This window comes from Clostridium coskatii (assembly GCF_001675205.1).
In the GTDB taxonomy this organism is placed as follows: domain Bacteria; phylum Bacillota; class Clostridia; order Clostridiales; family Clostridiaceae; genus Clostridium_B; species Clostridium_B ljungdahlii.
The window spans coordinates 24,318-50,149 of record NZ_LROR01000022.1 but is presented as its reverse complement, the minus strand read 5'-3'; the positions used below and the strand labels follow the sequence as shown (position 1 = coordinate 50,149).

The 25,832-nt window shown below is 29.9% G+C and carries 22 protein-coding genes; 6 read left to right on the top strand and 16 right to left on the bottom strand.

Going from position 1 to position 25,832, the window contains the following annotated elements; genetic code table 11:
* Positions 1 to 45: 45 nt before the first annotated feature.
* Positions 46 to 189, bottom strand: coding sequence for a hypothetical protein (locus CLCOS_RS22220; protein WP_156496357.1), 144 nt, complete (start codon positions 187 to 189; stop codon positions 46 to 48).
* Positions 190 to 322: 133 nt separating this feature from the next.
* Here CLCOS_RS22220 and CLCOS_RS01380 point away from each other — a divergent pair, with 133 nt between their 5' ends.
* Positions 323 to 1,390 carry a uroporphyrinogen decarboxylase family protein gene (locus CLCOS_RS01380; protein WP_082853472.1) on the top strand — a complete coding sequence of 356 codons (1,068 nt, stop codon included), beginning with the start codon at positions 323 to 325 and terminating at the stop codon, positions 1,388 to 1,390.
* 505 nt (positions 1,391 to 1,895) lie between these two features.
* Here the strand turns inward: CLCOS_RS01380 and CLCOS_RS01370 are convergent.
* The 3 genes from CLCOS_RS01370 to CLCOS_RS01360 form a co-directional block, all read right to left on the bottom strand.
* Positions 1,896 to 2,681, bottom strand: coding sequence for a TPM domain-containing protein (locus tag CLCOS_RS01370; protein ID WP_063599979.1), 786 nt, complete (start codon positions 2,679 to 2,681; stop codon positions 1,896 to 1,898).
* Positions 2,682 to 2,774: 93 nt separating this feature from the next.
* Positions 2,775 to 3,344, bottom strand: coding sequence for a LemA family protein (locus CLCOS_RS01365; protein WP_063599980.1), 570 nt, complete (start codon positions 3,342 to 3,344; stop codon positions 2,775 to 2,777).
* Between the two features lie 235 nt (positions 3,345 to 3,579).
* Positions 3,580 to 4,206 carry a GntR family transcriptional regulator gene (locus CLCOS_RS01360; protein WP_063599981.1) on the bottom strand — a complete coding sequence of 209 codons (627 nt, stop codon included), beginning with the start codon at positions 4,204 to 4,206 and terminating at the stop codon, positions 3,580 to 3,582.
* Between the two features lie 361 nt (positions 4,207 to 4,567).
* Here CLCOS_RS01360 and CLCOS_RS01355 point away from each other — a divergent pair, with 361 nt between their 5' ends.
* Both CLCOS_RS01355 and CLCOS_RS01350 read left to right on the top strand, forming a co-directional pair.
* Positions 4,568 to 5,833: a serine dehydratase subunit alpha family protein gene (locus tag CLCOS_RS01355; RefSeq protein WP_063599982.1), complete on the top strand. Its 1,266-nt coding sequence runs from the start codon at positions 4,568 to 4,570 to the stop codon at positions 5,831 to 5,833.
* A gap of 381 nt (positions 5,834 to 6,214) precedes the next feature.
* Positions 6,215 to 7,543 (top strand): glycosyl hydrolase family 18 protein, encoded by a 1,329-nt coding sequence (locus tag CLCOS_RS01350; RefSeq protein WP_063599983.1) that lies wholly within the window; start codon positions 6,215 to 6,217, stop codon positions 7,541 to 7,543.
* Between the two features lie 178 nt (positions 7,544 to 7,721).
* Here the strand turns inward: CLCOS_RS01350 and CLCOS_RS01345 are convergent, their stop codons facing one another.
* The 7 genes from CLCOS_RS01345 to CLCOS_RS01315 form a co-directional block, all read right to left on the bottom strand.
* On the bottom strand, positions 7,722 to 8,189 hold the full coding sequence (locus CLCOS_RS01345; protein ID WP_063599984.1) for a VOC family protein: 468 nt from the start codon (positions 8,187 to 8,189) through the stop codon (positions 7,722 to 7,724).
* Between the two features lie 48 nt (positions 8,190 to 8,237).
* Positions 8,238 to 9,089, bottom strand: a complete 852-nt coding sequence (locus CLCOS_RS01340; protein WP_063599985.1) for a helix-turn-helix domain-containing protein — start codon at positions 9,087 to 9,089, stop codon at positions 8,238 to 8,240.
* Positions 9,090 to 9,110: 21 nt separating this feature from the next.
* Complete coding sequence (locus CLCOS_RS01335; RefSeq protein WP_063599986.1) at positions 9,111 to 9,668, bottom strand: prolyl-tRNA synthetase associated domain-containing protein; 558 nt, start codon at positions 9,666 to 9,668, stop codon at positions 9,111 to 9,113.
* A 74-nt stretch (positions 9,669 to 9,742) separates the two neighbouring features.
* A complete protein-coding gene (locus CLCOS_RS01330; RefSeq protein ID WP_063599987.1) occupies positions 9,743 to 11,164 on the bottom strand; it encodes a sensor histidine kinase in 1,422 nt (473 codons plus the stop codon).
* Positions 11,165 to 11,818 carry a response regulator transcription factor gene (locus tag CLCOS_RS01325; protein ID WP_013238635.1) on the bottom strand — a complete coding sequence of 218 codons (654 nt, stop codon included), beginning with the start codon at positions 11,816 to 11,818 and terminating at the stop codon, positions 11,165 to 11,167.
* Positions 11,819 to 11,992: 174 nt separating this feature from the next.
* Positions 11,993 to 12,814: a hypothetical protein gene (locus CLCOS_RS01320; protein ID WP_242866867.1), complete on the bottom strand. Its 822-nt coding sequence runs from the start codon at positions 12,812 to 12,814 to the stop codon at positions 11,993 to 11,995.
* A 164-nt stretch (positions 12,815 to 12,978) separates the two neighbouring features.
* The gene (locus CLCOS_RS01315) at positions 12,979 to 13,854 is read right to left on the bottom strand and encodes a LysR family transcriptional regulator (RefSeq protein WP_063599989.1); all 876 of its coding nucleotides are present in this window, start codon (positions 13,852 to 13,854) and stop codon (positions 12,979 to 12,981) included.
* A 213-nt stretch (positions 13,855 to 14,067) separates the two neighbouring features.
* On the opposite strand from CLCOS_RS01315, the gene CLCOS_RS01310 reads away from it, so the two are divergent.
* A complete protein-coding gene (locus CLCOS_RS01310; protein WP_063599990.1) occupies positions 14,068 to 15,312 on the top strand; it encodes an APC family permease in 1,245 nt (414 codons plus the stop codon).
* A 447-nt stretch (positions 15,313 to 15,759) separates the two neighbouring features.
* Here the strand turns inward: CLCOS_RS01310 and htpG are convergent, their stop codons facing one another.
* The 4 genes from htpG to CLCOS_RS01290 all read right to left on the bottom strand — a co-directional run bounded on the left by htpG (position 15,760) and on the right by CLCOS_RS01290 (position 22,418).
* Positions 15,760 to 17,634 (bottom strand): molecular chaperone HtpG, encoded by a 1,875-nt coding sequence (gene htpG, locus CLCOS_RS01305; RefSeq protein ID WP_063599991.1) that lies wholly within the window; start codon positions 17,632 to 17,634, stop codon positions 15,760 to 15,762.
* A 285-nt stretch (positions 17,635 to 17,919) separates the two neighbouring features.
* Entirely contained in the window at positions 17,920 to 19,677 is a 1,758-nt protein-coding gene (locus tag CLCOS_RS01300) for a hybrid sensor histidine kinase/response regulator (RefSeq protein ID WP_063600033.1), read from the bottom strand.
* Between the two features lie 72 nt (positions 19,678 to 19,749).
* Positions 19,750 to 21,096: an FIST signal transduction protein gene (locus CLCOS_RS01295; RefSeq protein ID WP_063599992.1), complete on the bottom strand. Its 1,347-nt coding sequence runs from the start codon at positions 21,094 to 21,096 to the stop codon at positions 19,750 to 19,752.
* An 83-nt stretch (positions 21,097 to 21,179) separates the two neighbouring features.
* Positions 21,180 to 22,418 carry an MFS transporter gene (locus tag CLCOS_RS01290; RefSeq protein WP_063599993.1) on the bottom strand — a complete coding sequence of 413 codons (1,239 nt, stop codon included), beginning with the start codon at positions 22,416 to 22,418 and terminating at the stop codon, positions 21,180 to 21,182.
* A gap of 389 nt (positions 22,419 to 22,807) precedes the next feature.
* Between CLCOS_RS01290 and CLCOS_RS01285 the strand changes: the two genes are divergently transcribed.
* Positions 22,808 to 23,905, top strand: coding sequence for a DUF5667 domain-containing protein (locus CLCOS_RS01285; protein ID WP_063599994.1), 1,098 nt, complete (start codon positions 22,808 to 22,810; stop codon positions 23,903 to 23,905).
* Between the two features lie 84 nt (positions 23,906 to 23,989).
* Here CLCOS_RS01285 and CLCOS_RS01280 read toward each other — a convergent pair whose 3' ends face one another.
* Positions 23,990 to 24,520 carry a ferritin-like domain-containing protein gene (locus CLCOS_RS01280; RefSeq protein WP_063599995.1) on the bottom strand — a complete coding sequence of 177 codons (531 nt, stop codon included), beginning with the start codon at positions 24,518 to 24,520 and terminating at the stop codon, positions 23,990 to 23,992.
* Between the two features lie 138 nt (positions 24,521 to 24,658).
* Between CLCOS_RS01280 and CLCOS_RS01275 the strand changes: the two genes are divergently transcribed.
* The gene (locus tag CLCOS_RS01275; RefSeq protein ID WP_063599996.1) at positions 24,659 to 25,831 is read left to right on the top strand and encodes a glycosyltransferase family 4 protein; all 1,173 of its coding nucleotides are present in this window, start codon (positions 24,659 to 24,661) and stop codon (positions 25,829 to 25,831) included.
* Position 25,832: the final 1 nt, after the last annotated feature.

Genomic DNA, 25,832 nt, shown 5'->3' with positions numbered 1-25,832 from the left:
TATAATTGCAGCCTTTTTTATATATAACACCATTTTACAAGAAAATTAACTAGCTTCATCTGAGCAAATCAAGGAATTAATTGCCTCAAGAACTTCTTCATTAATTTTGTTCTTTTGTATTTTTTGCACGAATTTACAAAAATAATTTTTAATTGTTTTAATTGTTGATTTTTCGTCAATACTAATCATAGTACCAGATACCTCCTATCATACTGGTTTATACAATATTAGTATTGATAATTAAGAGGTATTTGGTACGTTGCATTTTTTGGTAGTTTTAAATTACTTGTAAAGTGGTGTATATAATAAAGAGGTGTTAAAAATGAAAATTAAAAAAGACTTGATGACTCCAAAGGAAAGAATGCAAGCTTTTGCAAAAGGTCAACCTATTGATAGAATTCCTTGTAAACCTAATATGGGTGTTACCTTAGCTTCTTTTATAGGAAAAACTACTTATGAATACTATAATAATCCTGAAGTAATTGTTGAATTGGAAATATCTCTTTTTAAAAAATTTAGGCATGATGGTGTAGGGGTAGGAATTTCTCTTAGAGAAGTGGCAGAAGCTATGGGAACAAAAGTTACTTATCCTGAAAACGGAATTTCTTATGTTGAGGATCCAGCGCTAAATGATATTAATGATTTAGATAAGCTTTCTCCGATTAACCCGTATAAAGCTGGTAAAATTCCAATAAGGTTAAAAGCATTAAAAATGTTAAATGATGCTTTATCTAAGGAAGTAAATGTTGGTTGTAACATTCCAGGTCCGTTTACCACTGCATCAGATTTATTAGGTACTGAAAAGTTTTTAAAGGCTTTAATTAAATATCCAGAAAAAGTTCATCAGCTTTTAGACATTGTAACAGAGTCCAATTTCAAAATTATAGATATCATTGCTAATATGGGTGTTGGATTTTCAATGGCAGATCCACTTTCTTCTTCAAGTATAATTAGTAAAAAATTATATAAGGAGTTTTCATTGCCTTATCAAAAGAAATGTATAGATAGAATGAAACAAAAGAGTGGCAAAAATACATCAATACATGTGTGTGGCAAGAGCAAGGAAATATGGAGCAGTTTAGTGGAATCAGGAATAGTTACATTAAGTATTGATAATATTGAAGATTTAGAAGAGGCTAAAAAAGCTGTGGGTGATAAAGTTTGTTTAGTGGGTAATGTACCACCAGTAGATATTGTGAAATATGGGAGCTACGAGGATGTAGTAAGAGAGAGCAAGTTATGCATAAAAAAAGCATATGATAATCCAAAAGGCTTTGTACTTAGTACAGGGTGTCAAATTCCTATAAGTTCTCCAATTGAAAACATACAAGCACTTATGGATACTGTAAGGAGTTATGGTACTTATCCCATAAAAATAGATTTATTATAATACCCTCAAGCAATAGCAAATATATTCTAACTAAATGAGTTTTTGATTCTGCATATATTTCAACTACTCCATTATTTGCATCTACAAATGTTACCTTAATATCTTGCAATCCTATTAGATTTTCTATAAAATTAAAGTCTAAAGGCATTCAATAATCACTCCTTATTTTGATTTTTTCTGCAAGATAATCATAAGGGAGATATAGGATGCTTTTCAATTTTTTTCAGTACATTGGTTATGCAATTAATGGTATTTTAAATTATTGACAAAAGTAGTGGTTAAACTAATTTTAATTGACAAATAAACAATGTAGAGATTATATAAAATGTAAGCCAAAAAAGATATAGATTTATTATACCTCATTCTTATGGCAAACCTATTAAAGTATCCATAATTTATTTACTTTTAAATTTATATAATAAAAATTAACTTATGCTTTTCAAAGTGTTTTAATAAAAGACTTTGAAATAGGCATAAGTTAATAATCTAATCTTCATTTACAATTTTACCAACTTCCTGAAGAACCACCTCCACTAGAGCTGCCTCCTCCAAATCCGCCCTGGTTACTTCCACCAAAGCCTCCGCCGCCGCCTCTTGGGCCTCCCCAAAAAGAATTCCAAAACAACAAATAAAATAAAAACTTAGTTATCCTTGCTTTATTTAGTAAAATATCCAATAGGAAAGCGCCCAGAATATAGTATATTACTACAGGATTTACAGAAACTGATTTTCGCTCCTGTACAGTTTCAGTACTTCCTTGCAAACTAACATTATATTCTTTAGCTATATCTCTTGCAAAAACTAAATAAGCATTTTTTAAACCTTCACCATATCTTTTTTCTTTAAAGAGTGGAATTGCTTCACTATTCATAACTCTAGAAGAATATATATCCGTAATTACGCCTTCCAACTCTCTCCCTACTTCCACTCTCCACTTTTTATCATTTATTGATAATAATATTAAAAGCCCATTATCCTTACCTTTTTGTCCAATTCCCCAGCTTCTGAAAAGTTCATTGGAATAAGATTCTATATCTTTTCCTTCAAGTGAACTAATTATAACCACTGCTGCTTGTGAACCAGTTTTATTTTCTAATTCACTTCCAAGTGATACGATATAGTTTTTAGAACCTTCATCAACAATTCCTACATAATCATTTATATACTTTAATTTAGTTGGTACAGGTATATTTGAAGCACCTTTCACAAAATAAGGCAAAGTCAAAATAAAAATTAACACAGAAAGTAATACACCTAAAGATGATTTGACCATCTTAAATTTACTATTCATTTAAATTTCCCATTTTAAGATTGTATAAAATAGCTTTTTTACAACTTAGTTCTATCAATGAATTATCTATATGATTCTAAGCTGTAACATAAACTATTTTGTAAAATCCACCTTTGGAACTTCCTGTGCTCCCTGACTAGCCTTATAATATGTTTTTTGAGAAAAACCAAGCATACCTGAAATTACTGAATTTGGAAATCTTCTTATAGATGTATTATAGTTATTCACAGCAGTATTATAATCTTGTCTTGCTATTCCTATTCTATTTTCTGTACCTTCTAAAGCAACAGATAAATCTCTAAAATTTTGATTAGATTTTAAATCCGGATATCTTTCAACAATTACTAAAAGTCTTGAAAGTGCTGATGAAAGTGCTGCATCTGCATTTGCTCTATCAGTAATTGTTTGGGCTCCAGCAAGCTTAGCTCTTGCGTTTGCCACATCTGTAAATATTGTTTTTTCTTGAGCTGCATAACCTTTTACCGTTTGAACTAGGTTTGGTATTAAATCTGACCTTCTCTGCAGTTGAGTATCAATATTAGCCTGTGCTGCATTAACTTTTTGTTCTAATCCTACAATGGAGTTATAACTGTCTATTAAAGGCAAAAATATAATTAACAATACTCCTATAACAATTAAAGATGTTTTTAATCTTTTACTCATTTGATGCACCACCATTTTTTATAATAGTATATTTATTTTGAGGAATTTTTTTAATAAATATACTAGTACACAAAATTTCTATTTTGTACTAGTGAATTCATATTTAACGCTAAAGTTCTGAAAAATTTAGTCTCAAAAAATAATAGAGTCAAGAATTTTTGAGATTTTAATCATAACCTTTCAAAAGTTCCTGACCTTTTATCAATGTGTAATATCATTTCTTATTGTTATTAGTTTAAATAGCAGCAATGTCTGAAATCATAAGATTCTCGATATCCGCTTTTAAAATGTTTACAGCCATTTCAATTTCGTTTCTTTCCAAATAATCAATTAAAACCCTATGCAAACTCGTTCTGCTATAATGTTTTCTCTGTATAAAAAAAATAGTCTGTATATTCATAGCATCTTCCAAAAGCTTATACGCATACTGATTTCCATAAATAGAAAATAGTTTAAGGTGAAACTCACAATTATAATTCCAGCGAACCATAAAATCATCGTCAGGACAATTAGCATGGCTCATACAAATGTTTTTAAGCTCCTCGATAAAAGCTTCATCTATATACATATAATAATTTTCCAAAAAGGAGCTTTCTAAAACAGAACGGAATTTTACGATTTCCAATAATTGCTGTTTACTTGGCTGAATAATTTTATATCCCTGTCTTGGGATACTTGATAGTATATGAGTTCCAATAAGCTGTGTAAGTGCTTCACGTATTGGTGCACGACTAACGCCGTATTTCTCCATTAAAAACTTTTCAGTTAGGATGGTATCTGAAGAATATACACCATTAATAATATCAGAAAACAAAGCATTATAAATTTGATTTTTTAATGTATTATCATTTTTTTCACCCATAAAACTACCCCTTTTATTCCAATATTATTGTCAAGTCATTATACATTTTTAAAAAAAATAAGTCAATATAAAAGAATCTGATTTTTGAACAACATATAAATTATTGTTTGTAATCATATCACAATATAATATATATCATTATATCTTCCATTAAATTTTAAATTTTTCATAATATATTTGATGTAATCAAACATATTATATACATATAGCATATAATATTGATTATTGAAACTTATCGTGATATGATTAGTAGAAATACTAAAGTATAAATTTGCATAACATAGAAATATTGTTTACTGCTGTTATAAATATATTACATATTCTTATAGTCATATTATCTAGTAACAAAGGGGGCTTTTTGATGGATAAAATCCAATATGACAATTACGTTAAAATATTAAAAGAAGAGTTAATTCCAGCTATGGGATGTACAGAACCAATTGCTATTGCATTTACAGCTGCAAAAGCAAGAGAAGTTCTTGGACAAATGCCAGAAAAAATAGTTATTTGCTGTAGTGGCAATATTATTAAAAACGTAAAGGGAGTTATTGTACCTAATTCCGGTGGAGAAAAGGGTGTGGAAGCTGCAGCTATTTTAGGTGTCGTAGCAGGAAAAGCAAATTTGGAACTCCAAGTTATCAGTGAAGTGAAGCAAGAAGACATCGATAAAGCTAAGGCATTACGCAAAAAGGGAATCTGCATCTGTAAACTAGAAGAAGGAGAAGAAAATCTTTTTATCCGTGCAGAATTAACGGCTGGACATAATATGTCAGCTGTAGAAGTCAGAACAAAACATAACCACATTGCCAAAATCCAAAAAAATGGTGAAGTAATATTTGAACAACCTGACATAGTAACTAAACAATCTGGAGATAAATCAAAGCTCAACATCAAAGACATACTTCAGTTTGCCAATGAAGTAAACTTGAATGATGTACGAGATATTATTAGTAGACAAATTAAATATAATTCTGCCATATCAAAAGAAGGCTTGACTCATAATTGGGGTGCTCAAGTTGGACAAACTCTTATAAAATTTGGTAGTAATGATATACGTACCAAGGCAAAAGCAGCTGCCGCAGCAGGTTCTGATGCAAGAATGAATGGATGTGCCCTTCCCGTAGTCATTAACTCGGGAAGTGGTAACCAAGGAATCACCTGTACTATGCCAGTTTTAGTTTATGCTAAAGAGATGGGTGTGGATGAAGATATCCTTTACAGAGCTCTTGTTTTAACTAACCTTATATCCCTACATCAAAAACGTTATATAGGAAATTTATCTGCTTACTGTGGAGCTGTGTCAGCAGGGACAGCTGCAGCTTGCGGTATTGCTTATTTAAATGGTGGTGATTATGATACAATTGGGAAAACCATAATCAATTCTATTGGCACTGTTGGTGGTATTGTATGCGATGGAGCCAAAGCTTCCTGTGCAGCAAAAATTTCTAGTTCAGTAGATGCTGGTTTAATGGGATATGAAATGGCAAAACATGGTTTAGTATTTCCATTTGGTGAAGGACTTGTGGAAAAGGATTATGAAAAAACAATTCAGAATATCGGTCGTGTGGGACATCAAGGCATGAAATCAACTGACGTAGAAATTCTTAATATTATGATAGGTAAATAACCTCTTTTTATCTAAACTTAGCGTAAGAAACCAAACTCCAAAGAGAAAGCGACTATCACCAGATCACAGATTTGATGATAGTCGCTTTTCCTACTAAGTAAAATTCATTAATAATTTTTGAGAATGAGTTACACTGTACGCGATTAAATCATAAATATTACCTATAATAGTATCCGACACTTTGTTAAAAACTCCTTCTCCTCCTTGATTTTCTGAAAATATCTTTAAAATATTATAAGATTTTATGACTTTAGTCCCTACATCAATGTGACTATAGAAATCTATTTATATACAAAAAAAGGCTTTATAATTAGATCATCAAAGGAGAGAAATATTAGATTTGCCAACCTAATTCAATAACAAATTTAAGGAGGGGTACAAATGACAGTTAAAAAAAGCTTTTTGATATTTATTACAGCAATTATTTTCTTAATTTCCAACATACAATTTGCTGCAGCAAAAAACAATGGTTCTCCACCACCAGCTCCAACAGGATTAACTATTTCTAATATTAGTACAAGCTCTCTTACATTGAGTTGGTCTTCAGTATATGGTGCATCCGGATATTATGTTTATATGGCTTCACCAAATGATGCTAACTATACCAAAATTGCCACTGTTACTAGTACAAAATTAATAAAGTCCGGACTAACTTCTAATACTAATTATTGGTTTTATGTCACAGCTTATAATCGCTATGGTACTTCAGCAAGTTCAATTCATGTAACTGCTAATACACTGCAAATTCCTATAATACCAACTACAACTAAAAAGCAAGTTTTAGGTTTTACAACCTATTATTATTCGGGAGATCCATCCTCTTACAATTCAATAGCAGCTAATACTTCAACTATTGATGAAATAGCTACACAAACCTATACTACAGATAGTCTTGGCAATATTTCAGGATTAGTTCCAACTAACCAAATTAGCTATGCAAACAGCAATGGAATTAAAACCTATGCAATGCTTCAAAATAATTTTGATGGCAATATTGCAAAATCAGTACTAGAAAATCAAACAAACAGACAAAATTTAGAAAGCAATCTTTTAAATGCAATAAAAGTAAATGGCTACAAAGGCGTAAATGTAGATCTTGAAGGAGTTTTCTATTATGATAGAAACTACTACACAACTTTTGTACAAGAACTTTACAACTTGTTAACTCCACAAGGTTTTTCAGTAACCCTTTCAGTACCAGCTAAAACAAGTGATAGTACAATAGATACTTGGAGCGGAGCATACGATTATGCTGCACTGGCAAAGTATTCTGATCAAATAGCTATAATGACCTATGATGAACACTATCCTGGTGGAACAGCAGGTCCAATTGCCTCTATATCTTGGGTTGAAAATGTAGTTAAATACGCAATTACCATAATTCCAAGAGAAAAAATTATGTTAGGTGTTGCAGCTTATGGATACGATTGGTCATCAAATGGTACAAAAGCTTATGGAATAAATGGCATGTACAATATTGCAGCTACAAACAATGCGGCTGTACTGTGGGATGATATATCAAAATCGCCATATTTTAATTATACAGATACTTCTGGTATAGCTCACTCAGATTGGTTTGAAAATGGCCAGAGTTTAGGATATAAATTAGATTTAGTTAATTCCTATAATTTAAATGGCATTGCTATTTGGAGATTGGGGCTTGAAAACGCAGATTATTGGACAAGCATAAAAACAAAATTTAACAGATAAATTATTATATAGTTAAGAATTAATAATGAAGAATTAATAGTAAGGGTTGATTTTTTAACAAAATAATCCATCAAAAATCCACACTAAATATTAATTCTTCATTCTTAACTATTAATTAAAAATACCGTTTTGCATTATTTTTACATTAAGTCATATCTTCATATGTGCGAAAATTAAATTATTTACATTCTTCTAATTGCCTTATATAATCAATAGGAAACTGAGTACGCTTAGCTGTTTCTTCAGGTGTCAAACCTTCACTTAAAAACCGCTTTATAACACTTACCATACTTTCCCCAACCTCAATAATATGCTTATCAGGATCATAAAATCGGATAACTTTCTGTCCCCATGGATGTTCTTTAACATCATGAACATATTCTATGTTATCAAAATCCTTTAACCTTTCCACAAATTCATTTAAATCCTCTTCTTCAAAATAGAGTTCAAAATTATTTGACTTATTGGCAACTTCATTTTTATTTATATCAATAAGTTCCGCAAAACCTTTTTGTATTGCAAAACTATTTTCAAAAGTAACATTTGCTCCAAAATCCATGGTTACCTTCTGATTAAGCACTTTTTCATAAAAATTTTTTGAAATTTCAATATCACTAACAGCTATAAGTGGACATACAAATTTCATTTCTAACATCTCCTATTTATATACTTTTCTAACATTGTTCATTATATATCAATATTTAAAAAGTTCATTGTAAAAATCAGACATGTTTTTGAAAAATTCTTTAGGAGAGACTCCACATATTTGCTTAAAATCATGTATAAAATGTGATTGATCAAAATAGCCAAAAATTTGAGATGCATTTATGTAACTTTTATTCTCAGCTTTTTTTAACATATTTATTGAATAATTTATCCTAGAAATTCTTAAAAGCATTTTTGGATTTATCCCAATATACTCATTAAACAATCTATTTAAATGACGCTGGCTTACATATTCACTTGATGATAATTCTTTTACTGTTAGCACTCCATTTGCAGCTTTAATTTTCTCTAAGCTAGATCTCATAACTGCATGCTGCTTATTATTTTTCTCTACTGCTTCCAAAAAAATCCTATTCACTATTGAAATCATATCATCTGCATTATTTGCAATCTCGGCAGCATGATTTAATGAATCATACAAACACTTATCAACTTCATCTACTTGTGTTTGAATATCACATAATTCTGATTGTTTTATCCCAGTAATAGCATGTAGGCCACCAGGTACAAACTCAATAAAAAATCTTATTTTTTTAGAGTTCACATCATTTTTTACTACAACTGTTTTTGTTGTTGCTCCCCAAAGGCTTAATAAAAAATTATTATTTTCATAAGTATATATAATACAACCACTGCAGTCAGGTATTAAAGTTAAATCACCAATATTATCACTGCACCTTCCCATTTCTTTTGGATTAGGAAATAATATAGTATAGTGTGCAATATATTTTCTAAGCAAAGGATGGGGCTCTATGTATATGTAATTAGGTGTTTCTTTTATTTTTAAATGCCTCTTTACTGAAATATCATTAAAGAACAAATCTATTCCTCCTATGTAAAACTATTCTCCTGTTAATTTCACATATGTTGGAAGATGTCCTGTATGTGGAAGAAACTTATCTATAATATATTTGGTCTCAATCTTAAGACTTGAAGTATTAATACAAGGATGGCATCCCACATATTCTCCTTTTATTACATCCTCATCTATCAAAAGTTTTACGTTATGTTCTGCATCATTCATAAGTCCCATAACACTCACAGAGCCTGGTGTAATATTAAGATACTTTTCCATATACTCCGCTGGTGCAAATGACAAACGGGAAGATTGAATCTGCGAAGACAGTTCTTTTGTCTTGAACTTTTTATCGCCAGGCATCATAAGCAAATAAAAGTCAGTTTTCTGGCTGTTACACAAAAATAAATTTTTGCAAATGGTAATCCCCAAAAGCCTTTCTACATTATGACAATCCTCAATGCTTGCCGTTACATCATGATCTATACGACTATAAGGTATATCAAGCTCCTCCAGCAAATCATAAACTGCCATCTCCTTGGATAATCGAGAATCTGCTGGTTTTGTAGTATAAATAGTTGAATCAATATGTATCTTTGTCATTAGTTAAACCTCCCTTTCTTAAACATGGTATTATAAGTATTAAAAGCTCTTGTAAAAATAGAACATTTTGTCTCTTAAAAAATTACCTTTATTGCGGTACCCTCTCCAACCTTACTTTCTATATCAATCCTAGCATTATGAATTTTAGCAATTTCCACACACAAAGAGAGTCCAAGCCCTACACCATTACTAGCCCTTGCCCTGGATTTGTCCACCATAAAAAATGGTTTCATTACCTTTGATATATCCTCTTCTGGAATACCAATTCCGCTGTCCTTAACTTCCAATATTATATTAGAAGCATCATATTTATATGCCTTTAAGTATATTTTATCACCAATTTGAGATGCTTTAACGGCATTATCAACAAAATTAGTTATCATCACCGTCATTAACTCTTTATCCATCGATAAATTTAAATCTTCAGCTAAAATTTCTAAATGAATATTTTTCTTCTCCAATTTTGGCTGCATGGAATCTTTAATTTCAACTAGAAGCTTAAGAACATTTTCACTTTTCATTTTAAAATCTTTTTTTCTTAAAATAATTAAATCCATTAATTTGAAGGCTAATTTTTCTAATCTCTTGCCTTCGCTGTATATATAACTTAAGGAATTTATAAAGGTTTCCTCATCATACTTAGTAGTTCTAAGAAAATCAGCATAACCTATTATAGAAGTTAATGGCGTTCTAAGCTCATGAGCAAGATTATCAATAAATCTCTGCTTATCTTCTGAAACCATCTCTAGTTCATTTATTTTATCCTCCACAACATCTGCCATATCATTAAAATTTTTTGATAATAATCCAATCTCATCATCTGATATTACCTTTACTCTTTCACTAAAGTTTCCAGCAGCTATTTTTTGAGTGGTTTTAATTAATTTATTTATAGGATTTACTATAAACTTACTTAATGCTATGGTTACTATAATTAAAATTATACAAACAAATATATTTAATTTTAAAAGAAGATTCAACAAATATTTCTTATTTTCATAAATACTTGAAACATCTTTAACATAAGAAATTTTATAGTAATTATTGTCTAAATTTATTTTTTTAGTTATAAATAAATAGTTTTTTTCATCAATATCACGTATTATATACTTCACTTTATTAAGCTGAACATTAAGTTCCTCTCTTTTATCTGATATATTCATGCTTAAATTAGTAAAAATAACTTTATTGTTATTATCTATTACCTCAATATATATATCCTGTTTTCCAAAATTATTTAAATATGTACTAATCATTGAATCTATACTTTGTTTATCAAGTTCAGTCTTGTAAGAATTAGACTCTTTTTGAATTTTAAATAAAAATAAATTTGATTCTACAAAAAAGCAAAATCTTTGCTGCTCATTTATTCCAGAATTAATTTCTGTATTAAGATTCAATTTAAAATTACTGCTAATTAAATATATTGATGAAGGAACAAAAAATATTTCAAATATAACCAAGGTGCATAAAAATATCTTCTCCCAGAATTTCATTTAGCCCTCCAGCCTGTATCCTAATTTAAATACAGTTTTAATTTTATCCTTCCACTGAAGCTTTTTTCTCAATTTTTGTATATGGTTATCTATAGTCCTGGTTTCCCCAACATAGTCATATCCCCAAATTTTTTCTATTAACTTTTCTCTGGTTAATACAACATTTTTATTTTGTACTAAAAACACTAATAATTCAAATTCCTTTAAAGTAAGCTCTACAGCTTCACCTGCTTTCCTAGCTGTCATTTCCCTTAAATTTATCTCTACATCTTCAAAATTTATTACATTAGTATTTTTATTATAATGTCTAAGCACATTATCAATTCTAGCTAATAATTCAATACCTTCAAAAGGTTTTGTTATATAATCATCAGCCCCAGCTCTAAGACCATATACCTTATCTGTGACAGAGGTTTTAGCAGTTAAAAATATAACTGGAATTCCTAGAGGCTTTATCTTTTCTAATAATGTAAAGCCATCAATTTTTGGAAGCATAACATCTAAAAGTATTAAGTCAAAGCTATCATTTTCAATTTCCTCTAAAGCATCTTCTCCATTAAAAGCTGTTTTACACTCATAATTTGACATATTTAAATTCAGCTTTATTAAGTTCGATATTGGAAGCTCATCCTCAACAACTAATATTTTTATCATTACATGATTGTCCTCCTGATCATTTAGATTTTTTATAATATCAATTACTTTTTAGATGACATTTAACAGAGGACAATTGTCCTCTGTCCTCTCAAAAAAGTTATGCCGCAATGTTTTTAAACTGAGAATGTTGAATACCTAATAAACTCCATATAGTATTAAAAATTTTATTTACTAATTAATTTCAATTTGTCTAATTTGGTTATTAAGGTCCTTTTTCATAGAAGGCAAAAGCTTAATACTCTGTAGTTGATAATATACTACAGAATAATCTTTAAGATTTATTTCAAATTCGGCATCTCTTCCGTCATCTAGCTCACATCTTACTAATAGCCTGCCAAAGTTAATATTTTTATCAACTTTTATAGTATTACCTTTAATTTTGTTTCCTATTTTTTTACAGAAGTTTAAAGTCGTATCTTTAATTCTATTATCAACAATTGCAGGCTTAAAATCCTTGTCCGAGTCATTTTCAGCTCTTACACCTACTATTTCACCTGTTTTTTCATCTATAGAAACAGAATAGTTACACATCTTATTTTCATCATAATTTTTAGGAGTGAAAAGAATATATATCATTCTCTGATCTTTTGCTTTAGCCATATTTTCTGCCTCTACTTTTGCATCTTCTGGATGTTCTTTTGAGTATTTTTCCCTTATTTCTTCAAATTTTTTTTCACCCTCTGAACCTTCTTTTTCGTCTTTCTTATTTAATTGTTGTGTTTCTTTTGCAATATCAGCTGATCTGTCTACTTTAATTTGTGAAAAATAGTTTGCATCTTTTCCCATGTAATTTTTCATTGCTTCTGCAGCTATTTTAATTGCCTCTTCATCATTCATAGTTCCCTGCTTTAAAGCATTACTATTATTCTTATTTTCTGCTGCTGCAACTACATTTTTAGTAGTATCCATTTTTTCACTTGCATAGGTAATTCCTGAAGCACCTCCTACTACTAATAATGTTAAAATCCAAACTAATATTTTTTTTCTATTCATAATAAATACCTCCAAAATTGTATTTAGCTGTTTAGCATGCCAAAACATCTTTACTACAATATAAAGTATATATTAGAGATATGTAAAAACCATCCTTCACTTGTCTCCAAGTTGTAAAATCTATGAACAATTTACCATTGGATTTAGCATTATTATAACACAAATTAACCTCTAGCTTCTGATATAAATGCCCTCATTGCAGCTGTTACCCATTTGTTCTTGTGATATAGTATTTGTGTTGTCATATTAAATTTACAACCATCCAAATCAAACCCAATAAGTTCACCATTTTCAAGTTCCTTTTCTACAGTCATAACAGGAAGCAGGGTTATTCCAAGATTGCTTATAGTAAAGCTCTTAATTGCCTCAATACTTCCAACTTCCAATGCTATATTAGGTTTTAAACCTGATTTTTGAAACATTTTCTCAAAAATATTTCTATAGCTGCACCCTTTTTCCGTTACAATTAAAGGCTCATCTTTAATGTCTTCCATTGTAACTTGTCTTTTACCAGCAAGCCTATTTACTGGAGACGTTAAAAATATCATTGGTTCATTATAAGATACACAGGATATCAAATCTGGGTCAACAACTGGTTTATCCAAAATAAATGCCAAATCAACTATATTGTTTTTAAGCATACTTCGCAAATCTGAACAAACACCTACTTTAATTATCACTTCCACTTCAGGATATTTCATATGATATTTTTTAAGTAATTCTGGGAGTCTCATAGTGCATAGAGATTCTACAATCCCTATTTTTAGAATTCCACAGGGAAGATCTATTTCACTTACTGCCTCTTTAGCTTCCTCTGTAAGGCTTATTATATTTTCTGCATATTTAAGAAGCACTTCACCCTTTGAAGTAAGGTGTATTTTTCTTCCAACTCTTTCAAAAAGTTTTACACCAAGTTCTTCCTCTAAAAGTTGAATTTGGGTCGTAATAGTAGACTGGGCATATCCCAATTCCTCTGCTGCCTTAGTATAACTTTTTAAATGCGCAATTTCAGAAAATGTCCTCAAATTTCTAAATTCCATATCATACCTCCACTTACTTCAATAAAACTGAACTGTACTTTCAAATAATTCAATTTTATTAATAGTTAATCTTATGCTACTATGAATCTATTGGAAATTCAATGAATTTTTTAAGGTAAGCTTTTGCAAAAGTATACTGGTTTTAATTGTTCAATTATGGCGCATCTTTGAATCTATTATTTAAAATAATATTATACTATTAGGAGAAAACTTATGAGTAAAAATAAAAACATTGGAACAATAACACTTTGTGGTCTTATAGTAGGCCCGGTGCTAGGATCAGGAATAGTTCTGTTACCACCTCTTGCCTACAAGCTAATTGGAAAATGGGCAATACCAGCCTGGATTATAATAATGCTACTTGGCATTATATTTGCCTATGTTTTTGTATTTCTAAGCTTGAAAAGTCCTGGAAATGAAGGCGTTTCAATCGCTATTGGAAATGTATTTGGGAATTTTTTTCGAGAACTGACTTCAAACTTTCTTACAGCTGCAGTTTGTTTTGGCCCCACAGCAGTTTTAATTACAGCTGCAAACTTTTTAAAAAGCTTTAACATATTTTCAAATATTAAAGTTGAAATGATTGCATTTGGAATGGAAATTATATGTGCCCTAATTCTTATATGTGGTGTAAAAACTCTGGCAAAATTCACTTTAATTTTAACAGGACTCACAGCTGCACTATTATTTTGTGGAAGCATATATACCTTGATTTTTGCTTCAAATGTACATGCACCTGAAACATCATTTTCTTTTTCTAAGTTTGGATATACCCTTTTACTTTTATTTTGGGCAATCATAGGATGGGAAATCATAGGGAACTATATAGAAGACATAGAAAATCCAAAAATTACACTTATAAAAGCAATGACAGTAAGCCTTATAGTTATTATAAGCTTATATATTACTGTTGCACTTTCCGTACAAAATGTATCTTCAAGCAGTCATGATATACTGACAATCATGACCCCACTATTTGGTTCATTTTCTCTGCCTATAATTGCTCTTGCTGCATCAGGACTGTGTATGTGTACTTATCTTATGATAGTTGGAGGAGTTTCAAGAATGAGTGCAAAGCGTGCTGCAAACAATAAACTGCCCTTTTATCTCTCATATGTAAACAAAAACGGAAGTCCCATCAATGCCATAATAACACTTGTATGTATACATCTTGTAGTTTTATCTCTAGCAGCTGCAAATTTTTTAAGTCTGGACAAGATTGTAACCTGTGCTAACGTATTTTTTCTATCCAATGCAATAGTTGGTTTAGCTGCAGGATTTAAATTACTTCACAACATTAAACTCAAAATTGCAATTTCAATACTCATTGTATCATTTACACTATTGTTATTTAAAGCAGCCTTATGGAGTATTTCACTTTTAATTATAGTTGTGCTTTTATCCATATATAACAACAAAAGACTTAACAAGGAGAAAATCCCTAGTTCCTGCGGTTAAAATACAATTAACTCAACTTTCGCACATGTAAAATTTTTTTAGTTGAAAGTTGATAGTGGACAACTGACAATGAAGGATGATTTTTAGCTATCGCAAAAAAATCTTTAAATTTATAGAACCATTAATGTTTTGGTTTAGTAAAGCGAGCGTTCAAAAATTTCTAAATTTAAAGCTTATTAAAGCTCTACTTCAATATCGTTATATTTAGATTTTCTGTAGTGTTAACGTAAGAAAATCATCCATAATTATACTAAGGAATATGCTGACAAAATTGAAATCACATTTAAAAACTTTTATATAAGTGTTAGCTGGGTATTTTAGAAAATCTTAGAAACTTAGATATGTCTGAGGTACGAGTTTAGCTAAACTTCTTTAGATTTTCAAAATACCCAGCTTTATACTTATTAAAAGTTTTTAACGTGATGAGATTTGTCAGCATATTCCTCTTTACTTAATCAAGCTGCAGACATCATTTGCAAATTCCACAGGATCATCTACAGGCAGTCCTTCAATCATAAGTGCCTGATTATATAATACATTTGAAAGCATTTTAAGTTTATCTTTATCATTTTCAAATGCATCTTTTATTGATTTAAACATTTTATGATTTGTATTTATCTCTAAAATTTTATCTGCTTTTACATTTTGATTGTTTGGCATTGTATTAAGCACTTTTTCCATATCAATTGACAATTCACCACCATTTGCAAGACAAACAGGATGGGTCTTTAATCTGTTTGATGCCCTAACTTCTTTAACTTTTCCATTTAATGTTTCTTTCATGAAATCAAACAGTTCTTTATTTTCCTTTGTTTCCTTTTCACTTTCCTTGTCATCAGATTCAAATCCTAAATCTTTGCTTGAAACAGATTTAAATTCCTTTTCCTTGTATTTCATAAGCATCTTAATTGCAAATTCGTCAACTTCATCTGTAAAGTACAATATTTCATATCCTTTATCCTTAACGACTTCAGTTTGTGGTAATTTTTCAATTTTATCTATGTTTTCACCAGTTGCATAGTATATAAACTTCTGGTCTTCCTTCATACGAGAAACATATTCATCAAGGCTTACAAGCTTTTTCTCTGTAGAAGAATAGAACATGAGTAAATCTTGAAGTACCTCTTTATTACTTCCAAAATCAGCATAAACACCATATTTAAGCTGTTTTCCAAAGTTTTTATAAAACTCATCATACTTTTCTCTATCATTTTTCTGCATTAATAAAAGTTCACTCTTAATTTTTTCCTTTATCTTTTTTGCAATAAATTTAAGCTGTCTATCATGCTGCAAAAGTTCTCTTGAAATATTAAGTGAAAGATCTGCTGAATCAACTAATCCCTGTACAAAGCTAAAGTAATCTGGTAAAAGATCTCCACATTTCTCCATTATGAGAACGCCATTTGAATAAAGTTCCAATCCCTTTTCGAATTCCTTAGTATAGAAATCAAAAGGTGCTCTAGCTGGAATAAAAAGTAAGGTATTATAACTTACAACACCTTCAACACTCGAATGGATTACCTTAAGAGGTTTTTCATATCCAAAATGTTTATCCATGTAGAACTGATTATAATCTTCAGGCTTCAATTCATTTCTATTTTTTCTCCAAATTGGAACCATACTATTTAAAGTTTCATCTTCAAAATAGTCTTCATGTTCATCCTTACTGCCTTCTTTTAGTTTGCTTTTCTTTACCATCATTTTAATTGGATACTTTATAAAATCAGAGTATTTTTTAATTAATGATCTTATTTTATATTCATCTAAAAATTCATCGTACTTTTCGTCATCAGTACTTTCTTTAATTTTCAATGTAATTTCAGTTCCAACTTCATTTTTTTCACAAGGCTCAATTGTATACCCTTCTACGCCCTTTGATTCCCATTTGTATGCTTCATCTGAATTCAAGGCACGGCTTTTTACAGTAACTAAATCTGACACCATAAAAGCAGAGTAAAAGCCAACTCCAAATTGACCTATGATATCTACTCCTTCTTTTGCTTCATTTTCATTTTTAAATGTAAAGGAACCACTTTTTGCAATAGTACCTAGATTATTTTCAAGTTCATCTTTTGTCATACCTATACCAGTATCAGTAATAGTAAGGGTTTTGTTTTCTTTATCTGCTGCAATTCTAATATAAAAGTCTTCTTTATTAAAGCTAACATTTTCATCAACTAGTGAACGATAATAACTTTTATCAATTGCATCACTGGCATTTGATATAAGTTCCCTCAAAAATATTTCCTTATTTGTGTAAATAGAATTAATCATTAAATTAAGTAATCTTTTGGATTCAGCCTTAAATTGTTTTGTAGTCATTTTATCATTTCCTTTCATCTAAATAAAAATGTTTTGTTATATTTAATGGAATCAATTTAAGAAAGCCTCGCTTAAATGTAAGTTAGCGCGGCTATTTCACCGTAATCAAGCCGTCCTTACTACTTCCTTCTGTTTCGAATAAATAAGTATTAATCGGAACATAAAAACGCCTCTTTAAATTATTTTTATTAGCACTCATAATAACTGAGTGCTAATTTTATTTTAGCAATTATTTCTTCTTTGTCAATATGTTTTTATAAATTTTCCTAAAAACAACCTTTCAAATTAATTATATATATCAGAAAACTCTAAATTGATTTTTTCAATATAATTTTTCCTCAAACCATATTCGTTCTTGCTAGAAGTTTTACCATCTACTAATTTACATGGAATATGAATGATAAATTCGCTGCCATAACCTTCCTTACTTTTTACTGATATAGTTCCACCGTGTAATTCTACTAAAGCTTTTACTAATGAAAGTCCTATTCCACTTCCTTCATTCTCTCTTGCAAGAGATTTATCAACTTGTACAAAGCGTTCAAATATAGAATTTAACTTTTCTTTGGGAATACCCTTGCCTGTATCTTTTACCTTTATAGAAATACTTTTATTGCCATCTTCTACATTAACCATAATCTTCCCGCCGCGGGGAGTAAACTTTATAGCATTTGATAACAAATTCAACATAATTCTCTCTATTTCTTCCGGATCACAAGCTATAACTTTTTCTTCTACATCAGTATCAAATACTATAGATAATCCTTTGCTTTTTATATAATCAGCTATAGAAAGAGTCGTATCTTCTACAAGGCTTACTATATTGTAATTAACTTCATCTATACTAAAGTATCCCGAGTCTATCTTCGTTATGTCAATTAAATTGTTTACCAACCTTAAAAGGCGATAGGAATTTTGTTCCATTACTTTTATATATTTATATCTATCTGAACATGGATTCTCACAGATACATTCTTTTAACTTAAGTTTGTACACCTGTATGGCTGAAAAAATAAGATTAATAGGTGTCCTGAGCTCATGAGAAATGTTGGCAAAAAAGTCTGTTTTCATCCTGTCATACTTTTGAATTTCATTTAGCCTAATTCTTTCTTTTTCTATGTTTTTTTGCAATTGTTCCATACATCTTTTTTCCGTTACATCTACAGCTACTACTATTAACATATTTCGTTTATCAGTCAATTTTCCAATACAGGCTAAGTAAAAATCCCATATTCGTATATTACCATGTTTTGTCTTCACAGAATACTCACCGCTGTTTTGTTTTTCACTAAAGCTTGATAGCTTGTGTATATCTTCTTTAAATACATCCGATATTTCTGCTAATTTAGATATTGTAGGAATATCGGCAATGGTATATCCTGTAATGTCACTCCATGTTCTATTGATCTTTAATACTTCTCCGTCTTGTGTATATATCATTACAGGAACTGGAGCTTCTTCTATGGAATAACGAAAGTTTCTCTCACTTTCTCTTAAAGCTTCTTCAGTTTTTGTGCGTTCAGTAATTTCTTCTTCCAGCGTAATGTTAAATTCTTTAAGTTCTTCAGTTATCTCCTCTAACTGACGCTTTCCTTCATACACTTGTTTTTCCAAATCATCATTGTTTTCTTTCATTTCAAGCTGTATCGCCCTAATCTTTAGCTGATTATCAACTCGTGTAGTAACCTCTTTATAATTAAATGGTACAGTTATATAGTCATAAGCTCCAGCAGTAAATACCTTATCTTTATCAATAGGTTCATTTTCATCAATGATAAAAATAACAGGAATTTTCTGAAGTTTATAACTAGCCTTTAACCTTTCACATATTTCATATCCATATATATTTCCTATATTAACTTTAAGTAAAATTATGTCCGGTATATTTTCTCTTACAGATTTAAGCCCTAATTCATAACTATAAGCATTCCTAACACAGTACTCTTTCTGTTCAAACATTGCTGTAAGTATTTTAACATTGTAATAGGAATCATCAATAATAAGTACATTAGAATTATTTAAAAGAATTTGCATATTATCCATATCCATGATTTGCTGCCCCATTTCATAAAATTTAATCTGTATATTCTTCTAATTATATAAATAATAATTCTTTTATATATTTGTTTTTGACTTAAAAACTAGCATAGTAGCTGTTTGATTCATGTGCCCTATAAATTCTTCACCATAACAAGAAAATCCAATTGTGGGCATATCTTTAAATATATCTCCGTATTGTTTTTCAAGACCTTTTTCCTCTAGTTCACGGGTTCTCTGAACACAGTTAAAATTTATAATTCCATCAATTTTCCCAAATTCATTAATTTTACTTTCAATAGCTTTCTTTGTATCTTCAATAATATTTGTAGACTGAAGTAGTCTAACCTCTGTGCCTTCCAGTATGTTACAATAAAACAGCATACTTGTACCTTTTACTTGCTGAGGACTTCTAACAAACACATCATTTTTCCCTATTACTAATCCAACAGGATTTATCGTAAAATAATTTTGTACATCTTCAATTGAATGTGCCCCTACAGCATTTGAATAAGCCACAATAGCTGGTTTATTGTTAAATTCAATGACTTCCCTGTTGCTTTCATCCACTTTATTTGCCGTTAATACCGTATCTAAACACTTAAAGCTTTCCGTTTTAATAATGCTAAACTCAGCATTATCACTTATCTTAGGCATTATAATCACTGCTGAATCTGTATATGCCTTTCCATTTGCTAGTATATAGGTTTTTCTAAAATTATAATCATCTCCAGCAGATCCACCAATAAAAAATACATTGGTTCTATTGCCTATCAAATCCATAATATTTTCTTCTTTCTTACTCACACCATCTATTAAAACTATACCAACAAACTTTTTTGTATTCATTGTATATGCACTTTCATTAAAATATTTTTCTAAAGATGTAAAAGCCCTCTCCACATCTAATCCTTGTTTCATATTTTCAATTACTTCAACTTTGGCATCGGAAACAATATTTGAATTAAAAGCCATTGCCACTACAGAATTCTTTAATAACTTTCCACTAACTATTTCACCTGAAGTAGAACATCCCGCTACTAGACAATCTTTAAATGCTTCCTTCATTAAATTACTTAACTTATATTGGTCAAATTTAGAAGAAGCAAAAAATATTATAAGTTTGGCATTACAAGGAGCTAGTTTATTTTTAATATCTTCTACTACTTCCTTTTCTAAGGATTTAGTTGAAAAAACTGATTTTATATTTATCCCCTTATATACTGAGTTTTTTACATCCATTTGTTCAACAATTTTAATAAGTTTTTCTATGATAATTGGATCATCATAGGAATTGCTATCAAATTTATTTGGATTGATTCCCTTTAAAATAAATTTAGTTTTAGTCATTTCTGCAATAGCAGGATTCCCTTTAGAACGGTGTTTAATCACATTATCAATAATTTCTTTTATCTTACCAGCCAAGAATAATTCCCCCTTTTATACTTAGTTAATTCTTCGCTAATATTAGATTTTTATGTAGAAATACAAAATTGTTATATAGTATATTAAGACTTAAACATATTTTTTAAATTCAAACTCGAATGGAAATTATGTCTTGCATTGTGAACTATTATACTTAAAACAACTAAAGCTGAAATAAGTAGAAATATAGGTATGAATATGAGGATTGCATTAGTTGAATATTTTATTGAAATCACCCCTCCTAATAAAGGTGCTACTGCAAATCCAGCATTGCCTACAGTTCCCTGGATACCAAACAATAAACCTCTTTTGTCCACAGGAGTATCTTCTGTAGTAATTGACATTATCATAGGTTCCACTCCACCTGTAATAAAAAATACAATACCTAAAACAACTGTAAATAACCATAATTTATTTATATAAACAAGTGGTATTGCAAATACCATACCTAATGTTAGGTATATCATTAATAATTTCATTTTGTCATACTTGTCACCTAGTTTACTTAAAATCAATCCAGACATAGCTGTCATTAAAGCCAAAATCCCATTTATTATACCTGTAATGCCTGATGCTCCTTTTGTTGTAGCTGTAACTTCTTGTACATATATTGGAATATATGGGTTAAACACAGTACGTCCTATTCTTATAAATAAAATAACTAATAGCATTGAGACAGCTGTAACAGTAAAAATAGAAAGTATAGATGTCTTTTCTTTTTTTTCAGTAGAATTAATGCTTTCCTTTACTACCTGCTTTTCTTCCTTTACAACAAATAAAACTAATAGGAAATCAAAAAACATAAGAATACCACCTATTATAAAACTTACACGATATCCAACAAACTCTGCCACTATACCTCCAATTACTGGTCCAATAGATTGTCCAATAAATGTTGATGAAGATAAAAACCCTAATGCATAAGAAATTCTATTTTTAGGTGTATTAGCTGCTACTAAAATTTGAGCTGCAGTAACAGTTCCCGTAAACACACCTTGTAAAAGTCTTAAGATTATAAGTTGATTTACATTAGCAACCATACCTGTTGCCCCAATTATAAACGATGCAAAAAGCATAGCCCTTATAAGCATAAGCTTTCTACCATATCTGTCTGAAATAATCCCCCAAATAGGGCACATAATTGCCATTGTAACAGCTGGTGCTGCATTTAAAATACCAGAATAAAACTTAATGTCATTTGGAGCTGTAATGCCAAGCTGCTGTATATAAAATGGCAAAAAAGGCATACCAAAATTAAAACTCATTATGGACAATATCTGGGAAAACCAAACAGTATAAAGATTTACTTTCCAATGTTTCATTATTATTTATTTCCTGACTTTAAAAAACATAACAAATAGTATAATGTATTAATTTAAAAATTATAATGCTTTTTCTATTCGTCAAATATTATCAGGTTTTCACACTTCCTTTCTTTTATGATCATAATTTTTAAGCATATATTGCTTATTATAGCATCAATTATATAGATTTGAAAGTTATGGAATTTAAATTATTTATTTTAGGATTTGTAATATATTTATGCATCACATGTAGATTACCGTAGTAAATCATCTATAACTATTATCTTTTAATTTTTAATTGAAGCCCCCCTAAAACATATTTAACATCCGTATATTTTAGTGAATAGTTAAATGAGATTAATAAAAAAATGTGGTTCAAATTTATATATTTAGGGAGGACTATTAAAATGAAAAAAGTAATGATTTTAGTAACAAGTATAGTGGTAACAATGAGTTTAGGCAGCAGTGTACTTGCTTCTGATACAGCAACTTTAACGGATCAAGCAGGTATAACACCAGACAGTATTTTATATTCAGCAGATAAAGCTATAGACAATTTGAAAGTTACACTATCTTCTTCAGAAGAAGCTAAAGCCGATACCTTATCCGATATAGCAGAAGAAAGATTAGGTGAAAGTGAAGTAATGACAAGTGAAGATAAACAGGATCTTGCAAATACAGCTCTTACTGACTATGAAAATACCATGAATGAAGCTCAAACTAAAATTGAAGATGCAGTAGACAAAACTCAAACTTCAGGTGATGAAGATAAACTTAAAAACGTTGAAAACATAGAAAACAAAATTATTGATAAGCAGAAAAATTCTTTAGATGTATTAACCAAACTTCAAGATAAACTTCCAGATAAAGCAAAAGCTACAGTAGCAAAAGTTATAGAAATGCAAACAGCAAAAAGAAATGCCTTAATAGCTGTAAAAAAAGAACGTCAACTTTACAATGATGCTAAAAAACAATATAATGAAGCTAAAGTAGCTCTTGAGACAGCAAAACAATCAGGAGATGAAGCTGCAATTAAAGCTGCAGAAGATTTGCTGCAGCAGAAAAAGCTAGCATTAGATACGGAAAAACAAAATCTTGCAAAAGCTGTTGAAGCTAAAAAAGAAGCTTCTAAAATAAGTGTGGGTAAAACAACAAAAGAAAATAAAGGCCAGGCAAAGAAGGATTCAAAAAATAATGAAACTACATCGGAAAGTAAAAAACAAACTTCACCAGCACCAACTACCTCTACTACAACAAATACTGCTACAAGCACTACAGAAGCTAGCCCAACTTCCACTGACTCAGCTTCAACTCCAGCAAAATCAACTTCACCTAAATCAGCTTCTGTAAATAGTGAAAATACAAAAAAACAAACTTCATCAGCACCAACTATAAAAAATGAACCTAAAACAGAAGTAACTAACAGTAATAAAGCGGATACCAAGGATAAAGGAAATAACGGTAATGGCAATAATGGACAAAAAAAGGACAAGGGACAACAGTAGTTCATTATCTACTTATATGTCTAATAACCCTGAATTGATATCAATTCAGGGTCAATTGTTTTTGCCTAATTGGAAATTTAAGTATTATTGTACTGCACTATACTTTTCATATAATTCTGTAAACAACTTTAGATGTAACTCTTCATCCATAATTATTCTTTTAATAAGTTCTTGTATATATCTATCTTTAATTATTGATATATGGTACTTGTAATTTTTAATAGCTTTTTTTTCCGATTTAATATCCTCTAAAAGCATATCTTTAATGAAGGTGATAAAGTTAACGTAAGCAGGTGTCCATAACTGTCCAGGTGGACATGCAGAATCAATATAAACTGGCTTTATACCAAGAAGTTTAACTGTTTTTCCTATAAGCTCTAAATGTTTCATTTCAGCCATAGATATACCCCCTATAATCTTGGCATAATCTTCAAATATTCCTTCGCTTACCATATGTTGATACACATAGAGGGAGACTGCAGTAAATTCACTTACTTCTCCTGCATAATCTTTAAGAAGAACATTTGCATATCCTATACTTGTTTTTTCCACTCTTGGCTTAGGATAAGGTAAATTAACAATATATTTTGTATGTTTTGATATATCGCCTGACATATTTCACTCCTAAAAAATATCATTATAGTTAATTTTATGATAAATTCAAAATTATATTACGTTTCATTATTTTTTTATATATTATTGGAAACACTAATTAGGAATAGAAAATTCTAATTAGATTAGGAGAAATAGAAAATGAAAATCTTAATTACTACCGACACATATTTTCCTATGATAAATGGTGTTGTCACTTCAATATACAATTTATATAAAGAATTAAAGAATAATAATTACGATGTTAAAATTCTAACCCTATCTCCTACAGGAAATGAGAAAATCATAGGAGATATATGTTACTTAAAGTCCATTGGCATTGGAATTTACCCTAATGCCAGAATTAAAGTTCCATTTCGTAATAGAATCATAAATAGGCTTATAGATTGGAAACCTGATATGATCCATTCTCAAACAGAATTTTCTACCTTATTTGCAGCCAAGTACATCGCCAGCAAAATAAATGTACCTCAAATTCACACCTATCATACAATGTATGAAGAATATTTAGACTATCTATTTGGCGGAAAACTTATAAAAAAAAGTGCTGTTGGGAAAATAACCCGTCTACTTTTAAATAGCCTTGATGGCGTAGTTGTTCCAACAGAAAAAACAAAGAAGATGCTGCTTCATTATGGAGTAAATAAACCTATTAATGTGATACCAACGGGAATTGATTTAAATAAATTTTGCAGACCTTTGCTTTTAAACGAAAAGGAAGAAATTCTTTCAACACTTAAAATTAAAAATACAGATAAAGTTATAGCTTATATTGGAAGGATAGGAAAAGAAAAAAATATAAGTGAACTCATAAAACTCTTTAATACTGTAGTTAATAAGGTTGGGGATGTTAAACTTTTAATTGTAGGAGATGGCCCTTATTTACAAAATTTAAAAGAGCAGGTACGTACTGAAGGTCTTGGAGATACTGTTGTTTTTACAGGAATGATAGATCCAAAAGAAATTTACAAATATTATAAAATAGCAGATATATTTGTCACTGCTTCTACCAGTGAAACTCAAGGATTAACCTATATAGAAGCCTTAAGCAGCGGATGTCCTGTAGTTTGCAAATATGATCCGTGTATAGACGGAATCATTCTTCAGGGTAAAAATGGATTTTCTTATAAGGAGCCCTGGGAATTTAGCTATTACATAGATAAAATCTTAAAAGATGAAAATTTAAAAAATAAATTGAGTGAAGAGGCAATTCATACTTCAAAGAAATATTCCAGCTGCATTTTCACCCATAGAGTAATTGAAACTTATAGTAAAATTTTAAATGCAAAATGTCAAAACATTACTGTTCAATAAT

What these genes read in the sequence shown, in the direction of transcription:
- CLCOS_RS01350 (WP_063599983.1), top strand. Translation starts at nt 6,215, where the DNA reads ATGACAGTTAAAAAAAGCTTTTTGATATTTATTACAGCAATTATTTTC.
- CLCOS_RS01335 (WP_063599986.1), bottom strand. Translation starts at nt 9,668, where the DNA reads ATGACAAAGATACATATTGATTCAACTATTTATACTACAAAACCAGCA.
- CLCOS_RS01315 (WP_063599989.1), bottom strand. Translation starts at nt 13,854, where the DNA reads ATGGAATTTAGAAATTTGAGGACATTTTCTGAAATTGCGCATTTAAAA.
- CLCOS_RS01330 (WP_063599987.1), bottom strand. Translation starts at nt 11,164, where the DNA reads ATGAAATTCTGGGAGAAGATATTTTTATGCACCTTGGTTATATTTGAA.
- CLCOS_RS01300 (WP_063600033.1), bottom strand. Translation starts at nt 19,677, where the DNA reads ATGGATAATATGCAAATTCTTTTAAATAATTCTAATGTACTTATTATT.
- CLCOS_RS01365 (WP_063599980.1), bottom strand. Translation starts at nt 3,344, where the DNA reads ATGAGTAAAAGATTAAAAACATCTTTAATTGTTATAGGAGTATTGTTA.
- CLCOS_RS01275 (WP_063599996.1), top strand. Translation starts at nt 24,659, where the DNA reads ATGAAAATCTTAATTACTACCGACACATATTTTCCTATGATAAATGGT.
- CLCOS_RS01380 (WP_082853472.1), top strand. Translation starts at nt 323, where the DNA reads ATGAAAATTAAAAAAGACTTGATGACTCCAAAGGAAAGAATGCAAGCT.
- CLCOS_RS01320 (WP_242866867.1), bottom strand. Translation starts at nt 12,814, where the DNA reads ATGAATAGAAAAAAAATATTAGTTTGGATTTTAACATTATTAGTAGTA.
- CLCOS_RS01310 (WP_063599990.1), top strand. Translation starts at nt 14,068, where the DNA reads ATGAGTAAAAATAAAAACATTGGAACAATAACACTTTGTGGTCTTATA.
- CLCOS_RS22220 (WP_156496357.1), bottom strand. Translation starts at nt 189, where the DNA reads ATGATTAGTATTGACGAAAAATCAACAATTAAAACAATTAAAAATTAT.
- CLCOS_RS01290 (WP_063599993.1), bottom strand. Translation starts at nt 22,418, where the DNA reads ATGAAACATTGGAAAGTAAATCTTTATACTGTTTGGTTTTCCCAGATA.
- CLCOS_RS01345 (WP_063599984.1), bottom strand. Translation starts at nt 8,189, where the DNA reads ATGAAATTTGTATGTCCACTTATAGCTGTTAGTGATATTGAAATTTCA.
- htpG (WP_063599991.1), bottom strand. Translation starts at nt 17,634, where the DNA reads ATGACTACAAAACAATTTAAGGCTGAATCCAAAAGATTACTTAATTTA.
- CLCOS_RS01360 (WP_063599981.1), bottom strand. Translation starts at nt 4,206, where the DNA reads ATGGGTGAAAAAAATGATAATACATTAAAAAATCAAATTTATAATGCT.
- CLCOS_RS01325 (WP_013238635.1), bottom strand. Translation starts at nt 11,818, where the DNA reads ATGATAAAAATATTAGTTGTTGAGGATGAGCTTCCAATATCGAACTTA.
- CLCOS_RS01355 (WP_063599982.1), top strand. Translation starts at nt 4,568, where the DNA reads ATGGATAAAATCCAATATGACAATTACGTTAAAATATTAAAAGAAGAG.
- CLCOS_RS01370 (WP_063599979.1), bottom strand. Translation starts at nt 2,681, where the DNA reads ATGAATAGTAAATTTAAGATGGTCAAATCATCTTTAGGTGTATTACTT.
- CLCOS_RS01280 (WP_063599995.1), bottom strand. Translation starts at nt 24,520, where the DNA reads ATGTCAGGCGATATATCAAAACATACAAAATATATTGTTAATTTACCT.
- CLCOS_RS01285 (WP_063599994.1), top strand. Translation starts at nt 22,808, where the DNA reads ATGAAAAAAGTAATGATTTTAGTAACAAGTATAGTGGTAACAATGAGT.